Annotated in this window: 26 protein-coding genes; 5 read left to right on the forward strand and 21 right to left on the reverse strand. The window is 37.0% G+C overall.

Features of this window, described 5'->3' with window-relative positions; translation table 11 throughout:
* Positions 1–7: 7 nt before the first annotated feature.
* Complete coding sequence (gene ribH / locus ACM5BR_RS07860) at positions 8–478, forward strand: 6,7-dimethyl-8-ribityllumazine synthase (RefSeq protein ID WP_416827122.1); 471 nt, start codon at positions 8–10, stop codon at positions 476–478.
* Positions 479–531: 53 nt separating this feature from the next.
* Here ribH and bioB read toward each other — a convergent pair whose 3' ends face one another.
* The 3 genes from bioB to ACM5BR_RS07875 all read right to left on the reverse strand — a co-directional run bounded on the left by bioB (position 532) and on the right by ACM5BR_RS07875 (position 3,168).
* Positions 532–1,530, reverse strand: a complete 999-nt coding sequence (gene bioB / locus ACM5BR_RS07865; protein WP_416827123.1) for a biotin synthase BioB — start codon at positions 1,528–1,530, stop codon at positions 532–534.
* Between the two features lie 227 nt (positions 1,531–1,757).
* Positions 1,758–2,474 carry a DUF554 domain-containing protein gene (locus ACM5BR_RS07870; protein ID WP_416827125.1) on the reverse strand — a complete coding sequence of 239 codons (717 nt, stop codon included), beginning with the start codon at positions 2,472–2,474 and terminating at the stop codon, positions 1,758–1,760.
* Between the two features lie 118 nt (positions 2,475–2,592).
* A complete protein-coding gene (locus ACM5BR_RS07875; RefSeq protein ID WP_416827126.1) occupies positions 2,593–3,168 on the reverse strand; it encodes a class D sortase in 576 nt (191 codons plus the stop codon).
* Positions 3,169–4,029: 861 nt separating this feature from the next.
* Between ACM5BR_RS07875 and ACM5BR_RS07880 the strand changes: the two genes are divergently transcribed.
* The gene (locus tag ACM5BR_RS07880; protein WP_416827127.1) at positions 4,030–4,467 is read left to right on the forward strand and encodes a MarR family winged helix-turn-helix transcriptional regulator; all 438 of its coding nucleotides are present in this window, start codon (positions 4,030–4,032) and stop codon (positions 4,465–4,467) included.
* Positions 4,468–4,885: 418 nt separating this feature from the next.
* Here the strand turns inward: ACM5BR_RS07880 and ACM5BR_RS07885 are convergent, their stop codons facing one another.
* The 5 genes from ACM5BR_RS07885 to argJ form a co-directional block, all read right to left on the reverse strand.
* Positions 4,886–5,449, reverse strand: a complete 564-nt coding sequence (locus ACM5BR_RS07885) for a DUF2062 domain-containing protein (protein ID WP_416827128.1) — start codon at positions 5,447–5,449, stop codon at positions 4,886–4,888.
* Between the two features lie 127 nt (positions 5,450–5,576).
* Positions 5,577–6,527 (reverse strand): ornithine carbamoyltransferase, encoded by a 951-nt coding sequence (argF, locus tag ACM5BR_RS07890; RefSeq protein ID WP_416827129.1) that lies wholly within the window; start codon positions 6,525–6,527, stop codon positions 5,577–5,579.
* A gap of 17 nt (positions 6,528–6,544) precedes the next feature.
* Positions 6,545–7,702 (reverse strand): acetylornithine transaminase, encoded by a 1,158-nt coding sequence (locus ACM5BR_RS07895; RefSeq protein ID WP_416827130.1) that lies wholly within the window; start codon positions 7,700–7,702, stop codon positions 6,545–6,547.
* Positions 7,702–8,469 carry an acetylglutamate kinase gene (argB, locus tag ACM5BR_RS07900; RefSeq protein WP_416827131.1) on the reverse strand — a complete coding sequence of 256 codons (768 nt, stop codon included), beginning with the start codon at positions 8,467–8,469 and terminating at the stop codon, positions 7,702–7,704. The genes ACM5BR_RS07895 and argB overlap by 1 nt, the downstream gene beginning before the upstream one ends.
* A gap of 10 nt (positions 8,470–8,479) precedes the next feature.
* Positions 8,480–9,703: a bifunctional glutamate N-acetyltransferase/amino-acid acetyltransferase ArgJ gene (argJ, locus tag ACM5BR_RS07905; RefSeq protein WP_416827132.1), complete on the reverse strand. Its 1,224-nt coding sequence runs from the start codon at positions 9,701–9,703 to the stop codon at positions 8,480–8,482.
* Between the two features lie 560 nt (positions 9,704–10,263).
* On the opposite strand from argJ, the gene ACM5BR_RS07910 reads away from it, so the two are divergent.
* On the forward strand, positions 10,264–10,461 hold the full coding sequence (locus tag ACM5BR_RS07910; RefSeq protein WP_416827133.1) for a YqzH family protein: 198 nt from the start codon (positions 10,264–10,266) through the stop codon (positions 10,459–10,461).
* 62 nt (positions 10,462–10,523) lie between these two features.
* On the opposite strand, the gene ACM5BR_RS07915 is transcribed toward ACM5BR_RS07910, so the two are convergent.
* Positions 10,524–11,312 carry an SDR family NAD(P)-dependent oxidoreductase gene (locus ACM5BR_RS07915; RefSeq protein ID WP_416827134.1) on the reverse strand — a complete coding sequence of 263 codons (789 nt, stop codon included), beginning with the start codon at positions 11,310–11,312 and terminating at the stop codon, positions 10,524–10,526.
* 9 nt (positions 11,313–11,321) lie between these two features.
* The gene (locus ACM5BR_RS07920) at positions 11,322–12,266 is read right to left on the reverse strand and encodes an MBL fold metallo-hydrolase (RefSeq protein ID WP_416827135.1); all 945 of its coding nucleotides are present in this window, start codon (positions 12,264–12,266) and stop codon (positions 11,322–11,324) included.
* Between the two features lie 227 nt (positions 12,267–12,493).
* Between ACM5BR_RS07920 and proI the strand changes: the two genes are divergently transcribed.
* Entirely contained in the window at positions 12,494–13,333 is an 840-nt protein-coding gene (gene proI, locus ACM5BR_RS07925) for a pyrroline-5-carboxylate reductase ProI (protein WP_416827136.1), read from the forward strand.
* Positions 13,334–13,398: 65 nt separating this feature from the next.
* Here proI and rnz read toward each other — a convergent pair whose 3' ends face one another.
* The 5 genes from rnz to mce all read right to left on the reverse strand — a co-directional run bounded on the left by rnz (position 13,399) and on the right by mce (position 18,998).
* Positions 13,399–14,325 carry a ribonuclease Z gene (rnz, locus tag ACM5BR_RS07930; protein ID WP_416827137.1) on the reverse strand — a complete coding sequence of 309 codons (927 nt, stop codon included), beginning with the start codon at positions 14,323–14,325 and terminating at the stop codon, positions 13,399–13,401.
* A gap of 74 nt (positions 14,326–14,399) precedes the next feature.
* Positions 14,400–15,620, reverse strand: coding sequence for a DNA polymerase IV (locus tag ACM5BR_RS07935; protein WP_416827138.1), 1,221 nt, complete (start codon positions 15,618–15,620; stop codon positions 14,400–14,402).
* Positions 15,621–15,739: 119 nt separating this feature from the next.
* Positions 15,740–16,855 carry a tripeptidase T gene (locus ACM5BR_RS07940; RefSeq protein ID WP_416827139.1) on the reverse strand — a complete coding sequence of 372 codons (1,116 nt, stop codon included), beginning with the start codon at positions 16,853–16,855 and terminating at the stop codon, positions 15,740–15,742.
* A 176-nt stretch (positions 16,856–17,031) separates the two neighbouring features.
* Positions 17,032–18,582, reverse strand: coding sequence for an acyl-CoA carboxylase subunit beta (locus ACM5BR_RS07945; RefSeq protein ID WP_416827140.1), 1,551 nt, complete (start codon positions 18,580–18,582; stop codon positions 17,032–17,034).
* Between the two features lie 2 nt (positions 18,583–18,584).
* Positions 18,585–18,998, reverse strand: a complete 414-nt coding sequence (gene mce, locus ACM5BR_RS07950) for a methylmalonyl-CoA epimerase (RefSeq protein ID WP_416827141.1) — start codon at positions 18,996–18,998, stop codon at positions 18,585–18,587.
* 173 nt (positions 18,999–19,171) lie between these two features.
* Here mce and prli42 point away from each other — a divergent pair, with 173 nt between their 5' ends.
* On the forward strand, positions 19,172–19,264 hold the full coding sequence (gene prli42, locus ACM5BR_RS07955) for a stressosome-associated protein Prli42 (RefSeq protein WP_416827142.1): 93 nt from the start codon (positions 19,172–19,174) through the stop codon (positions 19,262–19,264).
* 49 nt (positions 19,265–19,313) lie between these two features.
* Here the strand turns inward: prli42 and ACM5BR_RS07960 are convergent, their stop codons facing one another.
* From ACM5BR_RS07960 to sigI, 6 genes are all read right to left on the reverse strand, one after another.
* A complete protein-coding gene (locus tag ACM5BR_RS07960; protein ID WP_416827143.1) occupies positions 19,314–19,829 on the reverse strand; it encodes a L,D-transpeptidase in 516 nt (171 codons plus the stop codon).
* 626 nt (positions 19,830–20,455) lie between these two features.
* Positions 20,456–21,178, reverse strand: coding sequence for an amino acid ABC transporter ATP-binding protein (locus tag ACM5BR_RS07965; protein ID WP_416827144.1), 723 nt, complete (start codon positions 21,176–21,178; stop codon positions 20,456–20,458).
* Positions 21,171–21,830 (reverse strand): amino acid ABC transporter permease, encoded by a 660-nt coding sequence (locus ACM5BR_RS07970; protein WP_416827870.1) that lies wholly within the window; start codon positions 21,828–21,830, stop codon positions 21,171–21,173. Before ACM5BR_RS07970 ends, ACM5BR_RS07965 begins: the two co-directional genes overlap by 8 nt.
* A 152-nt stretch (positions 21,831–21,982) precedes the next feature.
* Positions 21,983–22,768: a transporter substrate-binding domain-containing protein gene (locus ACM5BR_RS07975; RefSeq protein WP_416827145.1), complete on the reverse strand. Its 786-nt coding sequence runs from the start codon at positions 22,766–22,768 to the stop codon at positions 21,983–21,985.
* A 291-nt stretch (positions 22,769–23,059) separates the two neighbouring features.
* Positions 23,060–24,061, reverse strand: coding sequence for an anti-sigma factor domain-containing protein (locus ACM5BR_RS07980; RefSeq protein WP_416827146.1), 1,002 nt, complete (start codon positions 24,059–24,061; stop codon positions 23,060–23,062).
* On the reverse strand, positions 24,054–24,773 hold the full coding sequence (gene sigI / locus ACM5BR_RS07985; protein WP_416827147.1) for an RNA polymerase sigma-I factor: 720 nt from the start codon (positions 24,771–24,773) through the stop codon (positions 24,054–24,056). The genes ACM5BR_RS07980 and sigI overlap by 8 nt, the downstream gene beginning before the upstream one ends.
* Between the last annotated feature and the right edge of the window lie 568 nt (positions 24,774–25,341).

The following is a 25,341-nucleotide window of genomic DNA, read 5'->3' on the forward strand; positions in this document are numbered from 1 at the left end:
ATATACTATGTTATTTGAAGGACATTTAGTTGGTACAGGTTTAAAGGTGGCAATCGTCGTGGCACGTTTTAATGAATTTATAACGAGTAAACTATTGAGTGGTGCACAGGATGGCTTAAAACGCCACGGAGTTGAAGAAGCTGATATAGATGTAGCATGGGTACCGGGGGCTTTTGAAATTCCTCTAATAGCAAAGAAGCTTGCTGAGAGCGAAAAGTATGATGCTGTCATTACACTTGGTACAGTCATTCGCGGTGCAACCTCTCATTATGATTATGTTTGTAATGAGGTAGCAAAGGGAGTTGCTGCTACATCTGCACAAACAGGCATACCTGTCATTTTCGGTGTCGTTACAACAGAAAATATAGAACAAGCAATCGAACGTGCTGGAACAAAAGCAGGAAATAAAGGATGGGATGCAGCTGTTTCGGCAATTGAAATGGCAAACCTTAATCGTCAAATCCAACTTCTCTCCTAATACAAAAACAAAAAAAGAGATACAAAAGAAAATCTTTTGTATCTCTTTTTTTATTACAATGCACATTCTTCAATTTCAAATCCTAAATCTGAAATCAAATTCCAATCTGCAGTCGGTTCTTGTCCTTCCGTCGTTAAATAATCACCTACGAAAATGGAGTTTGCTGCATATAATCCAAGAGGCTGTAGTGCACGTAAGTTTACTTCACGACCCCCAGAAATACGAATCTCCTTAGAAGGATTTACAAATCGCATCATCGCTAAAATCTTTAAACATTGTAACGGATGAAGCTCTTTTGTCCCTTCCAGCGGAGTACCTGGAACTGCAACAAGAAAATTACAAGGTATAGAATCTGCATCCAATCTCTTTAACTCGAATGCAATGTCAACTCGTTGCTCTTCATTTTCACCCATTCCAAAAATAGCACCTGAACAAGGAGAAATGCCTACTTCTTTCACTTTCTCAACTGTATCCACTCGATCATCATACGTATGGGTAGAACAAATACTTTCATAATTATCTACATGAGTATTTAAATTATGATTGTAACGGTGCACACCAGCGTCCTTTAATTGTTGTGCTTGATCCTCATTTAAAAAACCTAAACAACAGCAAATTTTTAAATCTGTTGTATCTCGAATTTCCTTTACTGCGCCAATTACATGTTCTACTTCTTTATCAGATGGACGTCGACCTGATGCTACAATACAGTATGTACCTGCTTTACGACGAACTGCTTCTTGCGCCCCTTGCACAATTTTTTCTTGTGTAAGCCACGCATACTTTTCAATAGGAGCTTCTGATATGACAGATTGAGAACAATAATTACAATCTTCAGGACAAAGACCCGATTTTGTGTTAATGATCATATTCAACTTTACTTTTTTACCAAAATAATGTTGACGAATAATATAAGCAGCATTCATAACCTCTAAAATATCATCATCGGATGACTGTAAAATACTAAGTGCTTCTTCTCTCGTTATTTCTTTGCCTTCCACAATTTCATGAGCAAGCTTCTGCCAATCCTTTTTCACTAAAGCACCTTCCATCTTTCTTCTCCCCTTTTCCTATCATACCTATTCTCAATCATGTATAAATGGAAATTCCATTACATGCGTGAGTATGTAGACATCATTATATGTTAACCTTTATAAAATAAATGTTAACATTATGAAATAAATGCTGTCAATACAAACAATATTTTCAATAAAAAAAAGCACAGTCTCCTGCTGTGCTTTTTATTGAAGATAGAAAAAATAAAGCTTCTTTTCTCTATTTACATTGTAAATAGAGGAAAACTATTGACAAGTACAACGAGTAAGATAGCGATTACTAAACTTGGAAGCATATTTGCGATTCGAATAGAGGTGATTTTAAGCATATTTAATCCGATAGCAATAATTAATATACCTCCTACTGCGGTTACCTCCAGAATAATTTGATTCATTAAATACTCTGGAACTATAGCATGAATTTGTGTTGCTAATAAAGCAATTATGCCCTCGTATATAACAACAGGAATAGCTGAAAACATAACGCCGAGACCGAGTGCAGATGTAAAAATAATAGAAGAAATTCCATCTAGCATGGACTTCGTATACAAAACAGTATGATCGAAACGCAAACCGCTATCTAACGCTCCTACTATAGCCATAGCTCCTACAACATAAACCAGTGTTGCAGTAACAAAACCTTTTGAAATACTTCCTCTATGTTTGTTCCCCACTTTTTTTTCTAGCCAATATCCTAGAGCATTCATCTTTCCTTCTAAATCTAACAGTTCCCCAAAAACGGAACCAATGGCTATACTGCCAATTACAATAAGAAATTGCTTACTTTTTAACCCCATACCAATTCCTAAAATAATAACGGAAAGCGCAATTCCTTGCATAACCGTCTCTCTTATTTTCTCAGGTATATTGCGAAACACAAGGCCGAGAAGACTACCAATAATAATAGCAAGTCCATTCACGATAGTTCCTAATAGCAACATTTCTACCTACATCCCTTTCTACAGCCTACTATGTATTCTAGTTCTATTACATTTACTTAGATAGTGAATAGATATGTAAGACTCGTTCCCATTTAGATCTTTGGAAGAAGATTTACGATCACGGCTTTTCTACTGGATAGGCATAAATGATATACCGATCTGGGGCTGAACCAATATAACGAAACGGATAACACGTTGATAGAATTAACACTTCATTTGGCTTAGTAGGTGCAATAACAGTGGTGTCATCAGCTTTAACAATTCGTGCATGATCCATTTTGTAATGAAACGTACCATATGGAAGCTCTACGATGAATTCATCCCCCTTTTGTATTTCGCCAAAACGGCGAAATACAGTATCACGGTGCCCCGATAACAATATTTGATCATGGTCACTAGGAAATGCAGTTCCTGAATAATGGCCTACCCCTTTTTTTAAATCATCAGGATTTGTACCTTCTACAATCGGAAGCTCTGCATCAATTTTAGGAATTCGCAAGACTCCAATCGTTTCATTTTGACTTGGATTAAATTGCTCACGCATTTCGTGATTATCCCTTCCCTTTTGAATCGTTTCAGTAGCTTGTACCATAGAATGAGTCTGTTGGTTATTTGTATCAACAAGCTCCCAAGCACTATAGCCAATAAAACCAATTCCTACTACAAGCAGTACTGTAGCTATGAACTTTTTCATAATTTTCGTACAGGACACCTGCGACTTCAGTTATGGGAGGAATGTGCGATTTTTGCGTAAGCAAAAACACGTCCTGTACTCCTCCTTTCGTGATATAATTTAATTTAGATAAAGGAGAAAACCGTTGAATATGGAAGGCACTCCCTTACTCGTTTTGCTCTTTGACAAGATATGAGGTTGTTACAAAAAGTCGTTTGTAGCGTAAAATCTTAGACGTATTCGTCTGCCTAGTTGGATGTGGAAGCCTAGTACTGCCACTAGGCAAAACCGCCTGCGTAACGGTTGCTATTTGGGTATATCCCTTGTAGTAGGGTAGCAGTCAATCTGCCCATGATGTAACACCACCCTAAGGAAGGAGTCGCAAGACGTTTGCACTTCTGGGTAGTTACAAGCTCGCGACTTCAGTCGTGAGTAATTGACACATCCCCCTAACTCTACAGCATATTTTCTAATTCGCTTCACTTCTTTTGAAAAGAACTACAGCCTGCCACAGCTACCATAATCCCAGCAGTTATGAATGCAAAAATATTTGGTTGCTGCAACAGATAATTGATTTGATTATTTATATTCATACTTTAATTGTAATAGGTATCCTCGACATTTATCTTATCGAACGGCACCACTTTCAGTCAATTTATATTTTTTGAATAAACAAAAAACACTGTGAATTATTGATTATCAATTTGTTTTATAGCTAATGGCCCTTAAATAGCAGGATTAAAACATTTTTCATTGTATTATTTACCGGGAAATGAATAGAAAAAGGCATCGTGTATACTGTATTATTAACACCAAATTTGAATTACCCTTTTATTTACTCCTTAACATTTGCTACAATGGGATTGGAAAGGAGGCTTTTCAATGAATAATCCACAATGGGACCATATTGTAGATAACCTGCTTTCGTTAGTGCCTCTTTTTTACCGAAAATTTATGTTCCATGATCATAAGCATATGCCACAATCTCATACACAAGTGTTATTACTTCTGCATGAACATGATGTGCTTACGGTTTCAGAAATTGGAAAACGCCTTTGCATTTCACGTCCGAACATGACCCCACTTTTAAATAAACTGATTGACGAAGATCTTATACACCGCCATAACAGTGAAAATGATCGTCGCGTTCTAATTGTTTCTTTAACAGATAATGGAAAAAGTTTCGTGGATCAGTACAAGCAATACATTATGGACAAAATGCAAGAGTCATTCCAGGACATAAAGGACAATGAATTGGCAAAGTTAGACGAATCACTGCAAACACTTCAATCATTCATTTCCAAGCTTAGCGTACTATAGAGAAAATCCACTTAAGTGGGGGTTTATATTACGCGTTAATGGGAGATAGAAATTTCTATCTCTTATATAATTTGGATTTGCTACAACAACAAAACAGAATAAAAATTTGAAAGAACGAAATGCAGGTTTTAACAAAAACATCGTTTAAATCAAAAGTTATACATCGATAACATTTACTTGCTTTTATCTATGTATGAAAAAAGGAATTCCTTTCGAATTCTCAGCGTATCGAATTTTAAATTTGCACTGCATTTGCAGTGCATTTTTTTTAGACATGTAAGCTATTCATTAAAGTAAAAACAGAATGGTAATCATTCCACAGTTTTAATTACCAGAAAATCACAAATTTATACAAGTAGAAGATATGGCTAAAACACTAAAGAGCTATCCAATTCCAATGAATTGAATAGCCCTCCCATTACGTTCTCATTACAGATATGTTCATTTGGTTCTTTTTACGTCGTTGTAATCGTCTAACTCGCTCTTTTTCATAAAAATGAAAGACGATAAAGTATGAAATAAAACCAAGAACTAAGCCTATAATTGCCATACCAATAAGTGTATATAAACCCGTGCTTAGCAAATCTCTTAAGATGCCCCCTATATTCCCTGAAAAAATTTCATTGAAAGAGTGGTGAACATGATGATGCATACCAGAGCCATTCACTTTAAAAGGATACACGACTTTTCCGATTGCATGCCCAAGTGGAAGGAAAAAAACCGGTAGAAAAGTCGCCTTACACGCCAAATTTCCAATAACCGCTGCAGGAAGGGATCCTTTGCATATTCGAACAATCGGAATAAATAATAAATATACAAGCGACGCTGTTGAAATTACTGTCATTTCGATTCCAAAACCGATAGAAAATCCTAGCGATACCTTTCTTGCACCACCAGGAGAACGAAATAGTCTATAAATATTAAGCTTTAGTGCCCGCTGAAAACGCTGTAAGAAATTAAATTTCTGATTTTTATTTTTCACCTATTCATCTCTCCCAAATAGTCCTTTTACAAATAATAAAGGTCCTCTTATATTATAACTTATAACATAAATATAGAGAATACCTCAATTATTTTTATTCCTGCTGGTAATGGGAGGAAATATTAAATCATTTGTTTAACAGGCTTACGAGAAGCGCCTTCTGTGCATGAAGACGATTTCCAGCCTGCTGAAATACAGCAGAATGAATTCCGTCTATAATATCTGCTGTTACTTCCTCACCACGATGGGCTGGTAAACAGTGTAAGAATGTATAATCATCAGCTGCATATTGCATTAACTGATCATTGACTTGATAAGGGCCAAAAACCTGCAAACGTTCCTTTGCTTCTTCTTCCTGGCCCATACTTGTCCATACATCACTATAGACGAAATCTGCATCTTTCACGGCAGCAATCGGATCTTCACAAACTTCGATTAATGCACCTGTCTTTGCTGCTATATTCTGCGCTTCCTCTACAAATGTGGCGTTTGGTTTATAGCCTTCTGGACAAGCTGCTACAATATGCATCCCTACCTTTGCCGCTGCAAATAATAAGGAATGACATACGTTATTTCCATCACCAATATAGACGAGTTTTACACCTTGAAACGTTCCCTTTACTTCATAGACAGTCATTAAATCTGCCAACGCTTGACAAGGATGATGATCATCTGTTAATCCATTAATAATAGGAATCGTTGCGTGCTTTGCTAATTCTTCCACTTTGGAGTGAGAAAACGTACGAATCATAATTGCATCTACATATTGTGATAATACTTTCGCCGTATCTTCAATCGATTCACCACGTCCAAGCTGCAATTCTTTTCCACTTAAGAACATACCGTGACCACCAAGCTGAAGCATTCCCGCTTCAAAGGACACACGCGTACGTGTAGAATGTTTATCAAAAATCATTCCTAAAATTTTTCCGTTTAATAAAGGAGGATTATTTCCTTCCTTGTGTTGTTTCTTTAAATCTAGAGCAAGCATAAGAACATCCATGATCTCCTGCGAGCTCATTTCCTTTAATGACAAGACATCCTTTGTTTCCAACTTTATTGTTTTCATCGCATTCATTAATATCATCCCTCTCTTTATGAAATAGATACATAGCTTTTTTCTAATACGTCATGGAGCATTTGAACTGCTTTTTGAATCTCATCCTTTGTTACAAGTAAAGGCGGTAAGATTCGGATAACATGTGACCCTGCGGAAAGAACAAGCAGTCCTTTTTGTTGTAATGCTTCTATTAACGGTCCAACTTCCTGCTTACATTCGATTCCAAGTAATAACCCATTTCCACGAACCTCTTTTACCACTGGTAATGGTTCAATTTCATCGTGAAGCAATTGTAAGAAGTAAACTCCTTTTTCTGCAACATCTTGCAAAAACGATTCATTAAAAATAGTTTGTAATACTGTCTTTGCTGCAGCCATTGCTAGTAAATTACCGCCAAATGTAGATCCATGTACGCCCGGACCAAAGCTTTCTGCAAGCTTTTCCTTTCCAATCATCGCTCCAGTTGGTATTCCATTTCCAAGAGCCTTAGCAATTGTAATAATATCAGGTGAAACTCCAGCATGCTGATAAGCAAATGCTTTCCCCGTTCTTCCTATGCCCGCCTGAACTTCATCTACGATCATTAATGCCCCGTACTGTGTACAAAGCTTTTCAATTTCTTGTAAAAATTCTTTCGTAGCTGGCAGAACACCACCTTCACCTTGAATAGCTTCAACCATAATCGCTGCCGTTTCTTCGTCCATTGCTTCACGAAGAGCTGATATATCATTATAGGGTGTATAAACGAAAGTAGGTAATAGAGGACCAAAGCCATCGTGTATTTTACTTTGTGCAGTTGCACTCATTGTAGCGAATGTACGTCCATGAAAGGAGTGAAAAAATGTAATAATTTTAGAACGCTTTGTATGCTTACGTGCTAGTTTAATTGCTGCTTCATTTGCCTCAGCTCCGCTATTACAAAAGAATACATATTGTCCATCACTATTAGCTGTAAGTAGCTGGGCCACTTCCTCCTGCAATGAATTTTGAAATAGATTGCTAACATGCCAAACTTTATTAAGTTGCTGTTTAACTGCTTCCATAACAGCAGGATGACAATGACCTAAATTACAAACTGCAATACCAGAAACAAAATCTAAATATTCTTTCCCATTTGTATCTGTTACGACTGCTCCATTTCCTTTTTCTATTTCTATATCCCATCGTTTATATGTTGAAAATAAAGATGTCATTAGACGCTTACCCCTTTCATAACCGTTGTTCCCTCTATTATTCCATTTTCCTTTATGAACCCACGGAGACCATCTACAATCACGACACTCTCTAATTCACCCTGTAGTGAAGTGAGTGCAGCTTTCACTTTTGGAATCATTCCTCCAGTGATTGCTCCTTCATCAATCAGTTGTACGATAAGCTCTTCATCTGCCTCTTTGATTAACTTGCCATTATAAAGTACACCAGGAACATCTGTCGCAAGCAAGAAATGCTTAGCATGTAAATAATGAGCAACAGCAGCTGCAGCCGTATCTCCATTTATATTATAAAGCTGAGCAGATTGGTCAATCCCAATAGGTGATATAACCGGTACATAATCTTGACGTAATAAATTATAAATAAGAGAGGTGTTCACACTAGAAACTTCCCCAACATATCCTAATTCTTTATCTAAAGCATTTGCTTGCAGCAATGAGCCGTCACATCCCGCTAGACCAACAGCAGGAATTTGAGCCTTTTCCAGACGTGAAACTAATTTTTTATTAACACTCCCACATAAAATCATTTGTACTACTTCTAGTACTTCCTTCGTTGTAATACGAAGACCATTTTTTTTATGGACAGGTATATTTAGACGCGTAAGCATTTCATCAATCTCAGGGCCACCACCATGAACGATGACTACAGCATACGTTTTTTTTAATTCTCGTAAACTAGTAAAAAAAGATGGAGATAAATTCTCTAAAATGCTACCGCCGCATTTTATAACTACAATATCTTTCATGATTTCCTCCTTACGTACGATAGCATGCATTAATTTTGACATAGTCATAACTCAAATCACATCCCCAGGCAGTACCAGATGCCTCTCCAATATGAAGATCTAACGTAATCGAAATGGTATCTTTCTTTAAATATGCTTGCATCGTATCCTCTGCAAAGCTCTGAGGTTCACTTTGTTTTAATACATAGATATCGCCAATTTTTATATCCACATGCTCCGGATTAACAGTTGCCTCGCTATGCCCAAGAGCACTTATAATACGCCCCCAATTGGCGTCCTCTCCAAAAATTGCCGTTTTAACAAGACTGCTGCCTACAATTTTTTTAGCAGCCATGCGAGCCTCCTCTTCCGAAACAGCTCCTGTTACTTGGACCTCTACTAGCTTTGTCGCACCTTCCCCATCTTTTGCAATCAATTTTGCTAAATCTTCACAAGTTTGTTTTAATGCTAGGTAGAAGGAATCCCAATCATTATGCCCCGGATGCAATGGTTCATTGCCAGCAAGTCCACTAGCCATCACAATAACCATATCATTTGTTGAAGTTTCACCATCTACAGTAATTTGGTTAAATGTTTTCTCTGTTATCATGCTTAATGCTCCTTGCAGCATTTCACTCGAAATATTGGCGTCTGTTGTAATAAAGCCAAGCATAGTAGCCATATTCGGATGAATCATACCGGAGCCCTTTGCTGCACCGCCAATCGTAACTTGTACATCATCCACCTTCGTTTTATAGCAAGCAGTTTTGGTAATTAAATCTGTCGTTAAAATCGCTTCGCTAAAATGATTAGCCTCCTTATCATCCTTTTGAGGAGAAAGTGAAGAAATTCCTGCTCGAACCTTTTCCATTGGCAACTTTTCTCCGATAATTCCCGTCGAGGCTACTGCCACAAGATGCTCATCAATTTCGAACTGTTTTGCAGCAAGAGATCGCATTTCAAATGCATCCTGTTCTCCTTGTTTACCTGTACAAGCATTCGCATTTGCACTATTTACAACAATCGCTTGCAGCTTATGCTCCGTTTGAATACTATGTTTTGTTACAAGAATAGGAGCCGCTTGAAATGAATTTAGCGTATATACAGCTGCACAGCTAGCAGGAACATCACACAAAATTGCCCCTACATCTTTTCTTACTTTTCGAAGTCCTGCATGAACACCAGTGGCTGCAAACCCTTTAGGAGTTAAAAGCGAGCCATTATTAACTTTTTCATATACACTCGTTTGAATCATTGTTTTGCCTCCCTTTTTATTCAAATACTAAAATCTACTTCATTCTATGTTTTTTTCGTACACGATTACCGTGCTCATCCACTATTGATATGGCTACAAACTACAATTCTATTTGTTTATCAAGTGCGTGTAAGCAGCACATTGTGATAGTCCATCATAACCAACACTCAATTTTTCTATTTCAATGTTTTATTTCGCTTCGTAACCTATACGAATGAAAGCTATAAAAGCTTTGAAATAAAGAATTTACGGAATTTCGTCTCCTTATTTGCATCATTCTCATTTCACTTCCCGTCATTCCTTAAAATTAAAAAAGTCACTTAAATTTATCTCTGATTATAATATTGTATATTTATTAAGTCAATTAAATATTTATAAATTATTATTTTTTTGTGTAATTTCTGACTATATAACTTACAGGAATGTATATGTATAAAGAAATGACATGGTATAATGAATACGCATTATCTATTCCATACGACGATATTGACGAAAACATAGAGTATTTATGCACTGCAATGTATTGCATAGTTATAAGAATAAACATGGAGGCAAAACATTTGGATGAGAGATTATTACAAAAAATGATAAGAAACTGTTTTTTGCAATATTATGATTGTGAAGTCTCGATTCCTATCTCAGTAGTCGAGTTAAAAACGATGATTTCCAAAATAAAAAATAGACAAAAAAACGGGGAAGAAACAATTTACGAGCTTATTGAAGATGCTGTTTATGAATATGTAACCATGAAAGAATAGTAGATTATGTAAAACTACCCCCACATCCTCCCTAGAAGTGGGGGAGCTGTTTAAATTCAATTCTATTTTTTACGTAAAGCTGCTCCTGCTATCACCTCAAAGGTGCGCGGAAATAATGCGAATGCTACAGGACCAATCCCCATCCAACGAGGTAATTGTAACTCACGCTTGTATTTCCAAGTTGTTTTTAGAGTTTCTGCAGCTACATACTCTGGTTTTAACAGAATGCCCTGTACACTCTCCACATATTGTCCTGAACGATCAGCAATCTTAAAAAAGTTTGTATGGATAGGTCCTGGATTTACTACTGTCACCTTTATATTGGTTGCAGCTAGCTCCATGCGCAGGCTGTTTGATAAACCTATAACGGCATGCTTCGTTGCAGCATATGCACTTGATTTAGGGGTTGCAATTTTTCCTGCCATAGACGCAATGTTAATAATATGACCGTTATTTCGCTCTACCATTGCAGGCAGAACAGCCTTTATACAGGCTACTACACCAAATACATTCACATCAAACATTGCTTTTACTTCATCTAAAGAGGCATCTTCAAATGATAGAAACTTTCCAAAGCCTGCATTATTGACGAGTACATCTATATATCCTACTTCCTTTGCGATACGATCGAATACATCCTGTACTTGCTCTTCCTTTGTAACATCTACTTTGTAGGAATAACAAGAGGTTCGATACTCTTTTTCTAATTTACATTGTAACGTTTGCAGGCGTTCTTCAGTTCGAGCTAATAAAACAGGAATTCCTCCAAGTTTAGCTGCTTGTATTGCGAGTTGCTCTCCTACCCCGCTGGAAGCACCCGTTATTACAATAATCTTTCCTTTCAATTTCACTAACGTCACCTACTTTGCATAATACAACCACTCTTCCGATGATGGATCAATGATCACCTGTTGATTATATTCTAAAAAATCAAGCTGTCCAATTGTTTCTGACATCGTTAAGGATAGTTGCTTCTCATGCACGGCAGGAAATAACTCCACACACACTTCAAAGGCTGTCATTGGTCGTTCTTTCAGCATATTTAGCACCTTAAAAGCACGTTCTTCCTGTTTTTGTAATCGTTTTTCTACCAGGGGCTTTACATTCGTAATATCCTTTCCATGACCTGTTATAATACGGGAAATAGGCATCTGTGCAAGTCTACGCAAGGTTTCATTATATTGAAGAAGAGATTTCGCTCGCTTTGTTTCGCCATGGTAGGGGGGCTCTAGAATTGGATTTGATGAGGTTCGCTCTAACAATACATCTCCCCCAATTAATAATTCATCTCTTTCTCTATACAAGGCGATATGGGTAGAAGCATGTCCGGGGGTTTCAAGTACAGTAAACTCTGGTAGAATATCTATACTATCTCCTTCTCGTACTCCCGTTGTTAACGATCGCTTACAGGTGTATGCAAATGTTTTCTTTAATGAAATATTATGAAAAACGCTTGGGATACCGAACTTTGGCATGCTTTGTTTGATATATGTATCATACGAATCGATAAAATTTTCATCCTGTGAGATCCACGGTTCATTCCATGAATGACCAATTATATCGGCATCGTTTCGAAATTCATTTAACAAGCCACAATGATCCGCATGATGATGTGTAATAATAACGCTCTCAATATCGTCTATACGATATCCTATTTCCCCCAGCTGCTTGATAAGCATAGCTTTACACTTTTCTGTTTTTGTCCCTGTGTCAATTAACGTTAGTTTTTCTCCCTTCACAACATACACATTTACCGTGCCTATAGCGAATGGAACAGGTAATTCGATTCGTATGATTTTATTCATATCTTCTTCCTCCTCTCACTACTTACAAAAACTGAATGTACATTCAGTTTACACGTTCCTAAAATATTTGTCATTATTTTCAGATAAGTAGAGGAAAATGCACGAAAACGAATTATAATAGTAGTATTGCTTACATAGAAGTACAAAGATTCTATCCATTGTAAGCGCCCTGGGCTTTTCTTCATAGGCTCCAGTGAAATGGAAGGATTACATTTAGGAGGACTATCATGAAAATTCATAAACTTGCATTTGTCGGATCAGGCTCTATAGCTGAAGCGATAATTGCCGGTCTCATACGTACCCATTACGTTGAACCTGAACAAATTATCGTCAGCAATCGGTCTAATAAAGACCGTCTTACGTATTTTGCTGAAACATACGGTGTGAACGGCACCCAAGATAAAATGGAATTATTGAAAGAAGCAAATGTTGTATGCTTTGCCATGAAGCCAAAGGATGTGATAGGAGCCATAGCTTCTATAAAACCATTTATTCGTGAAGATCAACTTATTCTTTCACTAGTAGCAGGAGTAGATAGCTCATCCATTACACATTTGTTAGGGAAGAACAATCCCATTGTTCGTGTTATGCCAAATACTTCAGCAGCTATCCTAAAATCTGCTACTGCTATATCTCCTTCTAAGCACGCAACACAAGAACAGCTTTCACTCGCACGTGAACTATTTGAAACGATAGGTATGGTTTCCATCGTAGATGAGGAACAGATGCACGCTGTTACTGCTCTTTCAGGAAGTGGCCCTGCGTATATTTATTATGTTGTGGAAGCAATGGAGAAAGCTGCTATGCAAATTGGCCTTTCTGAGGAAATAGCTACGCCTTTGATCCTGCAAACTCTACTAGGAGCAGCGGATATGCTGAAGACTTCTGCCAAGCATCCATCACAATTACGGAAGGAAATTACGTCACCAAACGGTACGACAGAAGCAGGGGTTCAAGTTCTTGAATCTTATAACATGCAGGAGGCTTTCATTCAATGTATCGTCCAAGCAACCGAACGCTCGCACGAATTAGGTGAGGTATTAAACGAAACGATTGAAAAACTATAATGCAAAAAACTCCCGCTATCTAATTAAGAAGCGGGAGTTTCATTACCAAATATTCGGTTTCCTTCTTATCTTTTCGCAATCGAATAGTGCATAAAATCTTCAGCCATCTCAGTCGACGAAAATATTTCTCTTGCTTCTTCTAGTAGCTTGGCAACAGCCTCACCTTGATACCGTGAACTAATATGTGTCAGAATAAGCTGTTTTACACCTGCAAGCTTTGCAATCGTTGCCGCCTGCGTGGTTGTAGAATGAAAGTAGGAAAATGCTAGTTCTTCTGCATCCGCAGCTAATGTTGCTTCATGAATCAGTACATCAGCATGATCTGCTAGCTTTATGCCTGCTTCGCAATATCTCGTATCTCCAAGTATGGTTAAAATTCGGCCTTTATGCGGAGCTCCTATAAAATCGCTTCCCTTTAGAACCGTTCCATCTTCTAACGTAACAATCTGCCCTTCCTTTAATTGCTTATAGATTGGGCCAGGCTTCACTCCTTGCTGCAAGAGCTTATCTACTAAAAGAGCGCCTGGAATGTCTTTCTCAACAATCCGATAACCAAAGCATTCTATACCGTGGGACAGATGAGCTGTAGAGACGATAAATTGCTCATCCTCAAAAACAACTCCGTCCTCACTTAATTCAACAATATCAAGCTGATATTTAATATGTGTCCCGCTGACCAATAAAGCAATGTTAATATATTCTTTTATTCCTTTAGGTCCATACACTGTTAACGGTTCTTCCCCACCTTGAAAAGAACGGCTTCCTAATAAGCCTGGTAATCCAAAAATGTGATCACCATGCAAATGAGTAATAAAAATTTTTTCAATTCGGCGAGGACGGACAGATGTATATAATACTTGATGCTGCGTTGCTTCTCCACAATCAAAAAGCCACGTGGTCCCTCTCTCTTCAAGGAGCTGCAATGCCATTGCTGATACATTTCTTCCTTTTGAAGGTACACCAGCTCCCGTTCCTAAAAACACAAATTCCATATTCTCTTACCTCTTTCTCATCTTCTAACGTTTATCTTACGGAATGTTATGTAAAATGGCAAATCAATCCTCTATTATGTGAATTTTTTTCGTAAGCGATCCTGAAAGGAACTATTTTTTTCCTTTCCTTTTTGGACAATTGATTCACCATATTTTTTACGTAGCTCTTCTAGTACTTGTTGAAGGGGCTCTTGCTGCACATCCTCTTCATAAGAAAATAAGTCTAGCTGCTTGCCGGATGATTTTAATTCCACAACATTATTTGCTGTAATCCCTAGCAAACGAACAGAACTGCCATTCCAGTGGTTTTTCCATAGTAAACAAGCTACCCTATATATATCCTGCTTACAATCTGTCGGTCCTTGCAGTTGCATACTTCTCGTTACTACTACTCGATTACTATAGGTCATAGTGAGTTGAATGCTATAAGTAACCATATTCTTTTTTTGTAATCGATTGCTTACCATACCCGCTATATTCTCAAGCCATGGAAACACAATATGTTCTTCATCTGTATTGGTAGGCAATGTTCGCGAGTTCCCAATCGATTTGAATTGATTGATTTGCTCTGGATCAACAGGTCGATCATCGACTCCATTTGCGCGTTGTTTTAATAAGGCGCCGTTTATGCCTAACTCTTTACGTAATACTTTTTCGTCGCCTTGTGCAAGATCACCTATCGTAACAATGCCCATTTTATTTAATCTTACTGCCGTTTTTTCACCTACGCCGTGCATGCATGTTACATTCAGCGGCCACAGAATTTTAGGAACATCTCGTTTTCGCAAAATGGTTATACCAAGGGGCTTTTTCATATTTGAAGCCATTTTTGCTAGAAATTTATTCGGAGCAATTCCGATACTGCAAGGTAAGGAAAGCTGCTTAAGTATTTCTTTCTGAATATCGTTTGCAGTACCAAGAGGATTTTCTAAATTCATATCATTCGTCATATCTAAATATCCTTCATCGATAGAAACTGGCTGGATGATGTTTGTATATTGAGATAAAAACTGAAAGAGTAAAAAGGAAGTACGTTTATACAAAGGAAAATTTGGCTGTTTTACAATAAGATGAGGGCAAAGGCGCTTCGCTTCCCAAACAGGCATGCGCGTGTGAATACCTAGCGCACGTGCTTCATAATTACAGGTTACAATTATTCCTTTTCTTTGTTTTGCATCGCCTGCTATCGCCAGTGGTTTCCCTTGTAGACTATGATCCTTTGCCATTTCAACAGAAGCATAAAAACTATTCATATCTACATGTAAGATAATACGCTGCTTGCTCTTTCTCTCCAATTCATCCACCTCATTCAAAAGAACATACATTCTTATTATACAAAGGAAGATCAACGCTATCAATGTATGAAAAAAAGGACGAACTCAAAGTAGTCCGTCCTTCTTATATTACGATAGGATTATTTTGCAACTTCTTCAATAATAGAAACGACAAGCTCCGCTGTTTTTACTAATTCCTCAACAGGAATTCTTTCTTTTGTTGTATGAATATCTTCATATCCTACTGAAAGGTTAACAGTTGGAATTTGGAATCCAGCAATCACGTTCGCATCACTGCCGCCGCCGCTTTGATGCAAAGAAGGCATACGGCCAATACGAGTAGCGGCACGTTTTGCCACTTCTACAACGTGGTCGCCATCTGAGAATTTAAATCCTGGATACATTACTTTCACTTCAACCTCAGCGCTTCCACCCATCTCTTTAGCAGTCGTTTCAAATGCTTCTTTCATTTTACGTACTTGTTCTTGCATTTTTTCTTCTACAAGAGATCTTGCTTCAGCCAAAATCATAACATGATCACAAACGATATTTGTTTGTGTTCCGCCTTCAAAACGTCCAATGTTTGCAGTCGTTTCGCTATCAATACGTCCAAGCGGCATTTTTGAGATAGCTTTTGCTGCAATCGTAATTGCAGATACACCTTTTTCAGGAGCTACACCAGCATGAGCTGTTTTGCCATGAATAATAGCATTTACTTTAGCTTGTGTTGGTGCCGCTACAACAATTTCTCCAACCTTACCATCGCTATCAAGTGCATAACCGTATTTTGCAGTAATAAGAGAACGATCTAACGCCTTTGCACCAACTAGACCTGATTCTTCTCCAACAGTTATGACAAATTCTATCTTACCATGAGGAATATTGTTTTCTTGAATCACTCGAATTGCTTCTAACATGGAAGAAAGACCTGCTTTGTCATCAGAGCCAAGAATAGTTGTACCATCTGAAACGATGTAACCATCCTTTATAGATGGCTTTACTCCATTCCCAGGAACTACCGTATCCATATGTGACGTGAAATAAATTGTATCCGCATCTTTCGTAGCAGGAAGAGTACAAATTAAATTTCCAGCACCATGTCCTGTTACGGCAGTTGTATCATCTTCAAATACTTCTAAACCAAGGGCAGTAAATTTACTCTTTAAAACTTTGCAAATTTCTGCTTCGTGTTTTGTTTCAGAATCTACTTGTACAAGTTCAAAAAACTCGTTTACTAAACGTTGTTCGTTAATCATTGAAAATGCCTCCTAATTGATATGTACAACAACATCTATTATAACAGAATGTCATAGTAAGAAAAGTTATGAAGGGCTGTCACTTTCGAAGATAAATAAAAAAAGAGTACCGAACATAACATTCGGTACTCAAATAAAGTAAAACTTTCCTAAAGCAGGAGGTTTTACTACTTCTATTATAAAGGAATATTGCCGTGCTTCTTTTTCGGGCGTTCTTCTTTTTTGGAACGAAGCATATCAAGAGATTGAATCAATTTAATTCTTGTATCACGAGGATCAATAACATCATCAACAATTCCGTGCTTAGCTGCTACATATGGATTTGCAAATTTTTCACGGTATTCATCGATAAGCTTCGTGCGTGTTGCTTCTGGATCGCTGCTTTCGTTAATTTCCTTTGCAAAAATAACGTTAACTGCGCCTTGTGGCCCCATAACTGCAATTTCTGCATTTGGCCAAGAATATACAACATCTGCGCCAATGGATTTACTGTTTAAAGCAACATAAGCTCCGCCGTAAGCTTTTCTTAAAATGACGGTAATCTTTGGAACAGTTGCTTCTGAATAAGCAAATAGTATTTTTGCCCCGTGGCGGATAATTCCTCCGTGTTCTTGTTTAATTCCTGGGAAGAATCCTGTTACATCTTCAAACGTAACAATTGGAATATTAAATGAATCACAGAAACGAATGAAACGTGCAGCCTTATCAGAAGAATCAATATCCAGACTTCCGGCCATTGCCTTTGGTTGATTACATACGAGTCCTACAACTTCGCCTTTAATTCTTGCAAAGCCAATTACAATATTTTTTGCGAAGCTTTTCTGAATTTCCATAAAGGAGCCTTCATCTACAATTTGCTCCACTACTTTGCGCACATCATATGGACGAAGTGCATCAAACGGAATAACATCGGTTAAGTCCGGACGATAATCGTCTTCATCCGGTGTACCATACATAAGTGGTTTTTCTTCACAGCTTTGTGGTAAATAGCTTAGCAACGCTCTTACAATTTCAATTGCATTTTCTTCATCTGTAGCTGCAAAGTGAGCATTTCCACTAATCGTATTGTGAACCTTCGCTCCTCCAAGGTTTTCACCAGAAATGCTTTCACCTGTAACAGCCTCAATTACTTTTGGTCCTGTAATAAACATTTGACTTGTTTTTTCTACCATAATAACGAAGTCGGTAATGGCAGGAGAATATACAGCACCACCCGCACATGGTCCCATAATGACAGAGATTTGTGGTACAACACCTGAATAAATTGCGTTACGATAAAAAATATGTCCGTAACCATCTAACGAAAGAACGCCCTCTTGAATTCTCGCACCACCAGAATCGTTAAGACCAATGATTGGAGCCCCATTCTTCGCTGCTAAATCCATTACATTTGCAATTTTCTTTGCATGCATTTCACCTAAAGCGCCGCCAAACACAGTAAAATCTTGAGAAAATACATATATCAGACGCCCATTTACTTTTCCGTAGCCTGTTACAACGCCATCCCCTGGTCCTTTTTTAGACTCTAGTCCAAAATCCACGCAGCGATGCTCCATAAATGCGTGCAATTCTACAAATGTACCTTCATCAAGAAGTAAATCAATTCTTTCCCGTGCAGTAAGCTTTCCTCTTTCGTGTTGCTTTTCGATGCGCTTATCTCCGCCGCCTAATTCTATTTCACGCTTTCTATCGTATAAATCATTAATTTTTTCGTAAATATCTACCATGTTTACACCTCGGCCCCTATCTTTTTCTCACAAAGCTCATATAACACACCGTGCGCAGCTTTTGGATGCATAAATGCAATTTTCGATCCATGTGCTCCATTGCGTGGTGTTTCATCAATCATTCGAATTCCTTTTTCCTTCATTTCTTTCAAACGATCTTCAATTGAGCTTACTCCGAGTGCAACATGGTGGATTCCTTCTCCACGTTTTTCAATAAATTTTGCAATTGGACTGCTGTCTGTTAGCGGTTCCAAAAGTTCTAACTTACTTTCCCCCAATTGTAAGAAAGCCACTCTTACTTGTTGTGATTCAACCTCTTCTTCCCCTAGTAGTTGCAGTTGTAACGCTTCAGTATAGAACGGAAGCGATTCTTTTAAAGATCGAACCGCAATACCAATATGATCGATTTTTTCCATTTTGTACTTCACCCCTTGTTGAACGTTTGATGCAAATATATACATTCTTTTTATATATTCTCGATAAATTTCGAATTTCCTGTTTATTTATATATTTTTTTATCGAAATTTGTCTCTTGTTCTACTCCTATTCTATCGCTACAATAAATCTATGAAAGAATAGGAGGTTTATCATGAACAGAAGAACACAAAAGTTTTTTGTTTACGTTATGCTCGTAAGTATAATACTTACTACGATTCTCACTGGAATTAGTATGTTTTGGTAAAATATAAACATTTTGTTGAATTTACGGCAGCTATTCATACCAATACTCTCTATTTCTTTGGAATAGCACCTTTTGCCCTTGCGATTTCTTCGAAGGTTTGCATACTGTTAAGAATGTATACCTTCGTTCCAATCGGAATATGAGAATATAAATATTCAATATTCTGATTAAGCATTCGAATGCACCCACTTGAAATATATTTTCCAATTGAATTTGGTTGATTGGTGCCGTGAATTCCATATTTTGATCCATTCGTACCTCTAGCATTAAAGCCAATCCAGCGCGTACCGAGTGGATTGTTTGGACTTCCTCCAGGAATATCCTTTTTTATGTAGTAAGGATTCACTAGTTTACTTACAACATCAAATTCTCCCTCTGGCGTTAACTCATCCGTTTTTCCGGTTGCCACCGGAATAATCGCTTGAATTTTCCCTTTATCAATATATGCAAGCTTATTGCTTTGTTTATTAATAATAATATAAGGATCTCCCACACGGGGATTATCCCCTAAAGGCCATATAGGTGACAGTGCAATCACTAGCATAATTGACAATAATTTCGTCATAGCTCTTCCCTCTTTTCAAAATCCTTTTTTTGTATATTTCCCTATACTTTATTTTTCATCATACCTTTAGAAAAACTTATAATAGGAAGAAGGATTCTACTATGTTCCTGTCATATTAAAGCTATACCTGTATTTTTTCATTTCTATCGGATAGTAGTATGAAATACATATTCTCTATGAGCATACATACAGTATCTATAAGAGAGATTGTCAGATGTAAAGTGGATATTCTCACCGAAAGATAGTCGGAGCATTCTGACATATACGGGATAAAGTATGATAGGAAGGAAGAAGTAGTATGCGACTTCGTAGCTTTGTCATTTTTTATGTAATCGTTTCCGTTCTTTATGGTTGCTACAAGTTCTTATTCATATTTCTTAGGTTTCATGACCATAGTATCCTTTCCCCTTCCATTCTCGAACATATTGGATTTACATGCTACATGATATTTTCCATTTCTATCGCATTTGCTTATTTAAAACGAGTACGTTATTCCATTCCTGTTGCATTATTTTCGTTAACTTGGACCTCAAATATCGTTTGGATTTGGATATATCTTCATATTCTTATCAATTTCTAACAAAAAAAGAGATGATTCTAAGAATCATCTCTTTTCACTATAAAGATTATAACATTTTCTCTAAAAATTCTTGCGCGCGTTTACTTTTCGGTGATGTAAAGAATTCTGAAGGTGGTGCATCTTCAGCTAGCTTACCATCTTCTAAGAACAGAACACGATCTGCTACCTCTCGGGCAAATCCCATTTCATGGGTAACGATTAACATCGTCATACCTGTATGAGCCAGTGACTTCATAACTTCAAGAACTTCTTTTACCATTTCAGGATCAAGCGCAGAAGTCGGTTCATCAAATAACATAACCTCTGGTTCCATTGCAAGTGCTCTCGCGATGGCAACACGCTGCTTTTGTCCTCCAGATAATCGGTTAGGATATTCATTCGCCTTTTCACTCAATCCAACTTTGCTTAGAAGTTCGCCTGCCTTTTCACCTGCTTGCTCTTTTGTTAAACCTTTCACTTTAATCGGAGCATAGGTTAAGTTTTCTAAAACAGTCATATGAGGGAAAAGATGGAAATGTTGAAATACCATTCCAACATTTTGCCGTACTTTCATAATATCGGTTTTCTTATCAGCAATGTCTTCCTCTTTAATCCAAACATGCCCTGAAGTTGGCTGTTCTAATAAATTAATGCAACGTAAAAAGGTAGATTTTCCTGATCCAGACGGTCCAATAATTGCAACAACCTGGCCTTGTTCAATCGTAGTTGTAATATCTTTTAGTACTTCAAGTTTACCAAATGATTTATGCAGTCCTTCAACCTTAATCACTTTTTTTCATTCTCCCTTCTATTGCTTTTCCGAGAATCGTCAATAGAATGACTAAAACGTAGTACACTGCCCCAACGAAAATAAGTGGTTCAAAATACGCATATTTTTCTCCACCGACAATATACGCACGGCGCATTAAATCGCTTGCTCCAATTACTGTTACAACAGCAGATTCCTTCGTAAGCGAAATAAACTCATTCATAAGTGCAGGCAAAATATTTTTAATTGCTTGTGGAAAGATAATATTCATCATCATTTGACGATAGGGAATACCAAGAGCCATTGCTGCTTCTGTTTGCCCTTTATCAACTGCCTGTACACCAGCACGAATTATTTCTGACATATATGCTCCAGAGTTGAAACCAAAAGCTAATACAGCTGCTAAAAATGCACTAATATCATAACCAGTAATTTGGGGTAACCCGTAGTAAATAATCATAAGCTGTAAAACAAGCGGTGTTCCGCGAAATACCGAAGTATAGGCATCCGCAATCCATCCGAGTACGCGTATTCTAGCAATTTTAAATAAGGCAAGTAGCGTACCTAATGCAAATCCCATAATAGCTGCTACTGCAACGATTTGGAGTGTAACTTGTAACCCTGCTAGTATATAAGGTATCGATGGGACGATTTGGGAAAAATCAAGTTTCATCTCTACAACCATTCCTCTCTTCCAACATCTTTTCTTAATTCAAAATATTCTTTTAAAACATTCACATGACAGAACACAATTTACAGCAGGGATATCCCTGCTGTAAATTGTGTTCTCGATAAAATAAAATATACGATTTCAATTCGTCTATCTTATTGTACAGTTCCATCAAACCATTTCTTTATTAGCTTGTCCATTTCACCATTTTGTTTCATTTTTTCAATGACTTTATTAAATTCAGCTGTGTATTTGCTTCCTTTTGGAAGGGCGATAGCAGATCCAGATTCATCAGCAGCTTCTGGAATATCTACACCTTTAAGGTCAGGAAGCTGTGCTAAATATCCTTTTGCAACTGTACTTTCAATGATAATAGCATCGACACGTCCATCTTTTAATTCTTGAAATAAATCTGGTACACGATCACGTCCTTCAATCTTAAAGTCCGTTTGCTTTTGTAAATCTTTTGCTTTCGTTTCTTGAATAGAACCTGTTTGAACGCCAACTGTTTTTCCTTTTAAGTCGTCCATTTTTTGGATCGTTCCATTTTTGGAAATGACAACATTTTTAGCCGTGTAATAAATATCTGTGAAATCAGCATTCTTTTTACGATCGTCAGTAGGTGTCATACCAGCCATTACAAAATCAACTTTACCAGCTTGCATTGAAGCTAACAAACCGCTAAAATCACTATCTTTTACTTGAATCGTATATCCAAGTTCTTTACCAATATAATTTGCAACATCAACATCAAACCCGATTGGTTGAGTACCTTTTGCTGTATCAACGTACTCGTATGGCTTATAATCAGCGGAAGTTCCCATTACAAGAACCTTCTTTGTACCATCGTTTGCAGTTGAAGAGTCTGGTCGTTTCGAACAAGCACCTAGCACCCCTATTGTAAGGACGCCGGCAAAAAGAAGTAATACTAGCTTTTTCATTTTGTGCCCTCCAATTATATCTTTTTTCTATAGAAAATATGAGATTACAAATAAATTATTATTCGATAGTTTGTATTTTAACACATCTTTATAATTATGCAATATCTATTTTGTATTATTCACACTGAAAAGTAGTAACTTTTGTATTTAGAGTTAGTACTTTTCTATTTTACTGATAGCTATACTTAATATATATATTTGCATATCTCTGCATATCACTGCAAATATATTCATCCATTTTTCTAAAAAAAAAACTAGAACGGTACGTTCTAGTTTTTTTTTTACGATACATTAATCTTGTTTATTTTGTTTCACCTTGTGGTTTCCTTCATCCTGTTTATTCTGATCTTGATTGCCTTCATTTTCATTGTCCGATTTCTTCTCGTCCTTTTTCTGCTGACTTCCTTTTCCCTTATTATCTGCATGATCAGACTTATTTGTAGAAGAATTGGCTGAGTCCACATGACCGCTTACAGCTTGATTCCCTTTATCATCATTTTTTGTATCATCTTTCTTCTCTTGTGTTTGCGGATGATTAGCAAATCCATTTGATGGAGGTGTGGACGGATCCATTGGAAAATGATTAGAAGGTAATGGTGACCCATCCTGTGTTATCGTGTCAGGTGGAGAAGACTCCTGCTTTGAAGAAGTATCATTCTTCTCTTCTTGTTGATGTAAATAGGTACCAGTACTCATGCCTTTGTTTTTTGCTTCTTCACGGTTTTCTAGTGAACCCTTTTTTAACGTAAATGTAATATCTTCTTGTTTATATGTATCCTGAAGTGACTTGACTAGGCTTTCAAGCTTATTTTGCAAAGATGTGTCATTTTTATCTGTTAATACAGTAGTGAGAATAACGTTCTTTCCTGATGGCAACAATCCATCTTTCTCACTTTGCTTCAATATAAGTGGTAAAACTTCTTGAATCGGTTTCCCTTTCCAATCCTTTAATTCCTTTAATATTCTGTCTCCATCTGAATTATACGATTTCAAGTCTTTCACATATAAATGATCTGTTATGCTCGCTTCAATACTTGGGTTAGCATCTATAGAAACATACGCCATTACCTTGTCCTCTGGCTTGTAGAAAAGGAAGATTAGGAGTAAGCTTAGGGCGATTGTTACTATAGGCTTTAAATAAGGTCGTCTTATTGCAACATCTTGAGATGTAAAGTAAATTTCACTTCCAACTTCATACGCTATCTTTTGTTTTTTGCATGTAACAAAGCTTCCATCCTTTGTCAACAATACAACGCGGCGTGACTGTACTTCCATAACAACGCCTTTACTCATCCTTCATCCCTCCCCCTATGTAATCTTTTAAATACGTATACTCATTACTAAAAATAAGACACATTGCAATAATATATTTTCGATGACGCTCTAATGTCTTACGACTTTTAATCGTTTTTTGTTCAAGAAGTTTTAAAGGAAGCTTTTTCTTTTGAAATAATATTTCTAACAGTTCCTCATCTTTCATGAGTAGTTTTGCAACTTCTAACACATCGTTTCGAGTATCCTGATGTTTCGGTGACTCCTTCACAAGGTCAGTAAAAGAAATTTTAAAGTCTTTTAGTACGCTTTGAAAATGGAGGATTTCTTCCCTACGATTTTGACTGTCCATTTCTTGCAAATATTCAGAGAGGGATTGCTTTGAATCAATCGTTTCCTGCACTTCATCAAGTGAAACGAATGTACTTCGCAATTCTTTTCGCAGATAATCAATGACATCTCGTTTAATAAGAAGTCTTGCAAAGGAAAGAAAGGAACTTCCTTTTTTATATGTATATTGCTGCACTGCTTCATGAAATGCATACAAGCCAATACTAAATTCATCATCTTGTTCTGTTATATATCGGTGTCGAATAGACGAAATGGTACTTAGAATAAAAGGGCGATAGTCTGAGATGAAGGCTTCTTTATCTCCAATACCTGCTTGTAGTTGGATTACTTTTTCTTCAATTGAGTGCCTATGCTTTCCAACATGTAGTAATAAACTTAGCACAGTGATCTCCTCCCTCCCTTCCAAAAGCACAGCAGAACGGCCACTTCTCTTCTAGAAGTGACCATTATATCATACGAAATTATAAGATGCCGTTCTATTTTTATTTTACAGTTCTCTTTGTTTCGTTTTACGGAAGATTGCAGACCCATTGTATTTCATGCAAATGACTGTTATTTTCTATCTATTTTGTTTTATAGCAATTTATTATTTACTCTTGCTATGCTTTTCGCTTATCTTTTCTTTTATATAAATTGTCTTTCCCCTATTGCATTACATACCTCTGCAATACTTCCTGCTGCTTACCGCTACTTTTGCAATTTTTGATGAATGAATCCCTTTCGGATGGGTATCACTATATACTTTTGCCATTTTCATCACTACATATATTCGAAGAAAGAATCATTTTTATGGGGGTCAAACAAAATATTTTTTTAAAAATTTTTCTGAAGCTATATAAAAGAGGAGAAAAGACTAGAAAAAATCGCCCTGTCTTTACTTACTGAAGTAAGTGAAACAGGGCGATTTCGTTTTATTTGCTATTCATTCATAAAAAAGCTTACGTTTTACT

This window comes from Ectobacillus polymachus (assembly GCF_048159605.1).
In the GTDB taxonomy this organism is placed as follows: domain Bacteria; phylum Bacillota; class Bacilli; order Bacillales; family Bacillaceae_G; genus Ectobacillus; species Ectobacillus polymachus.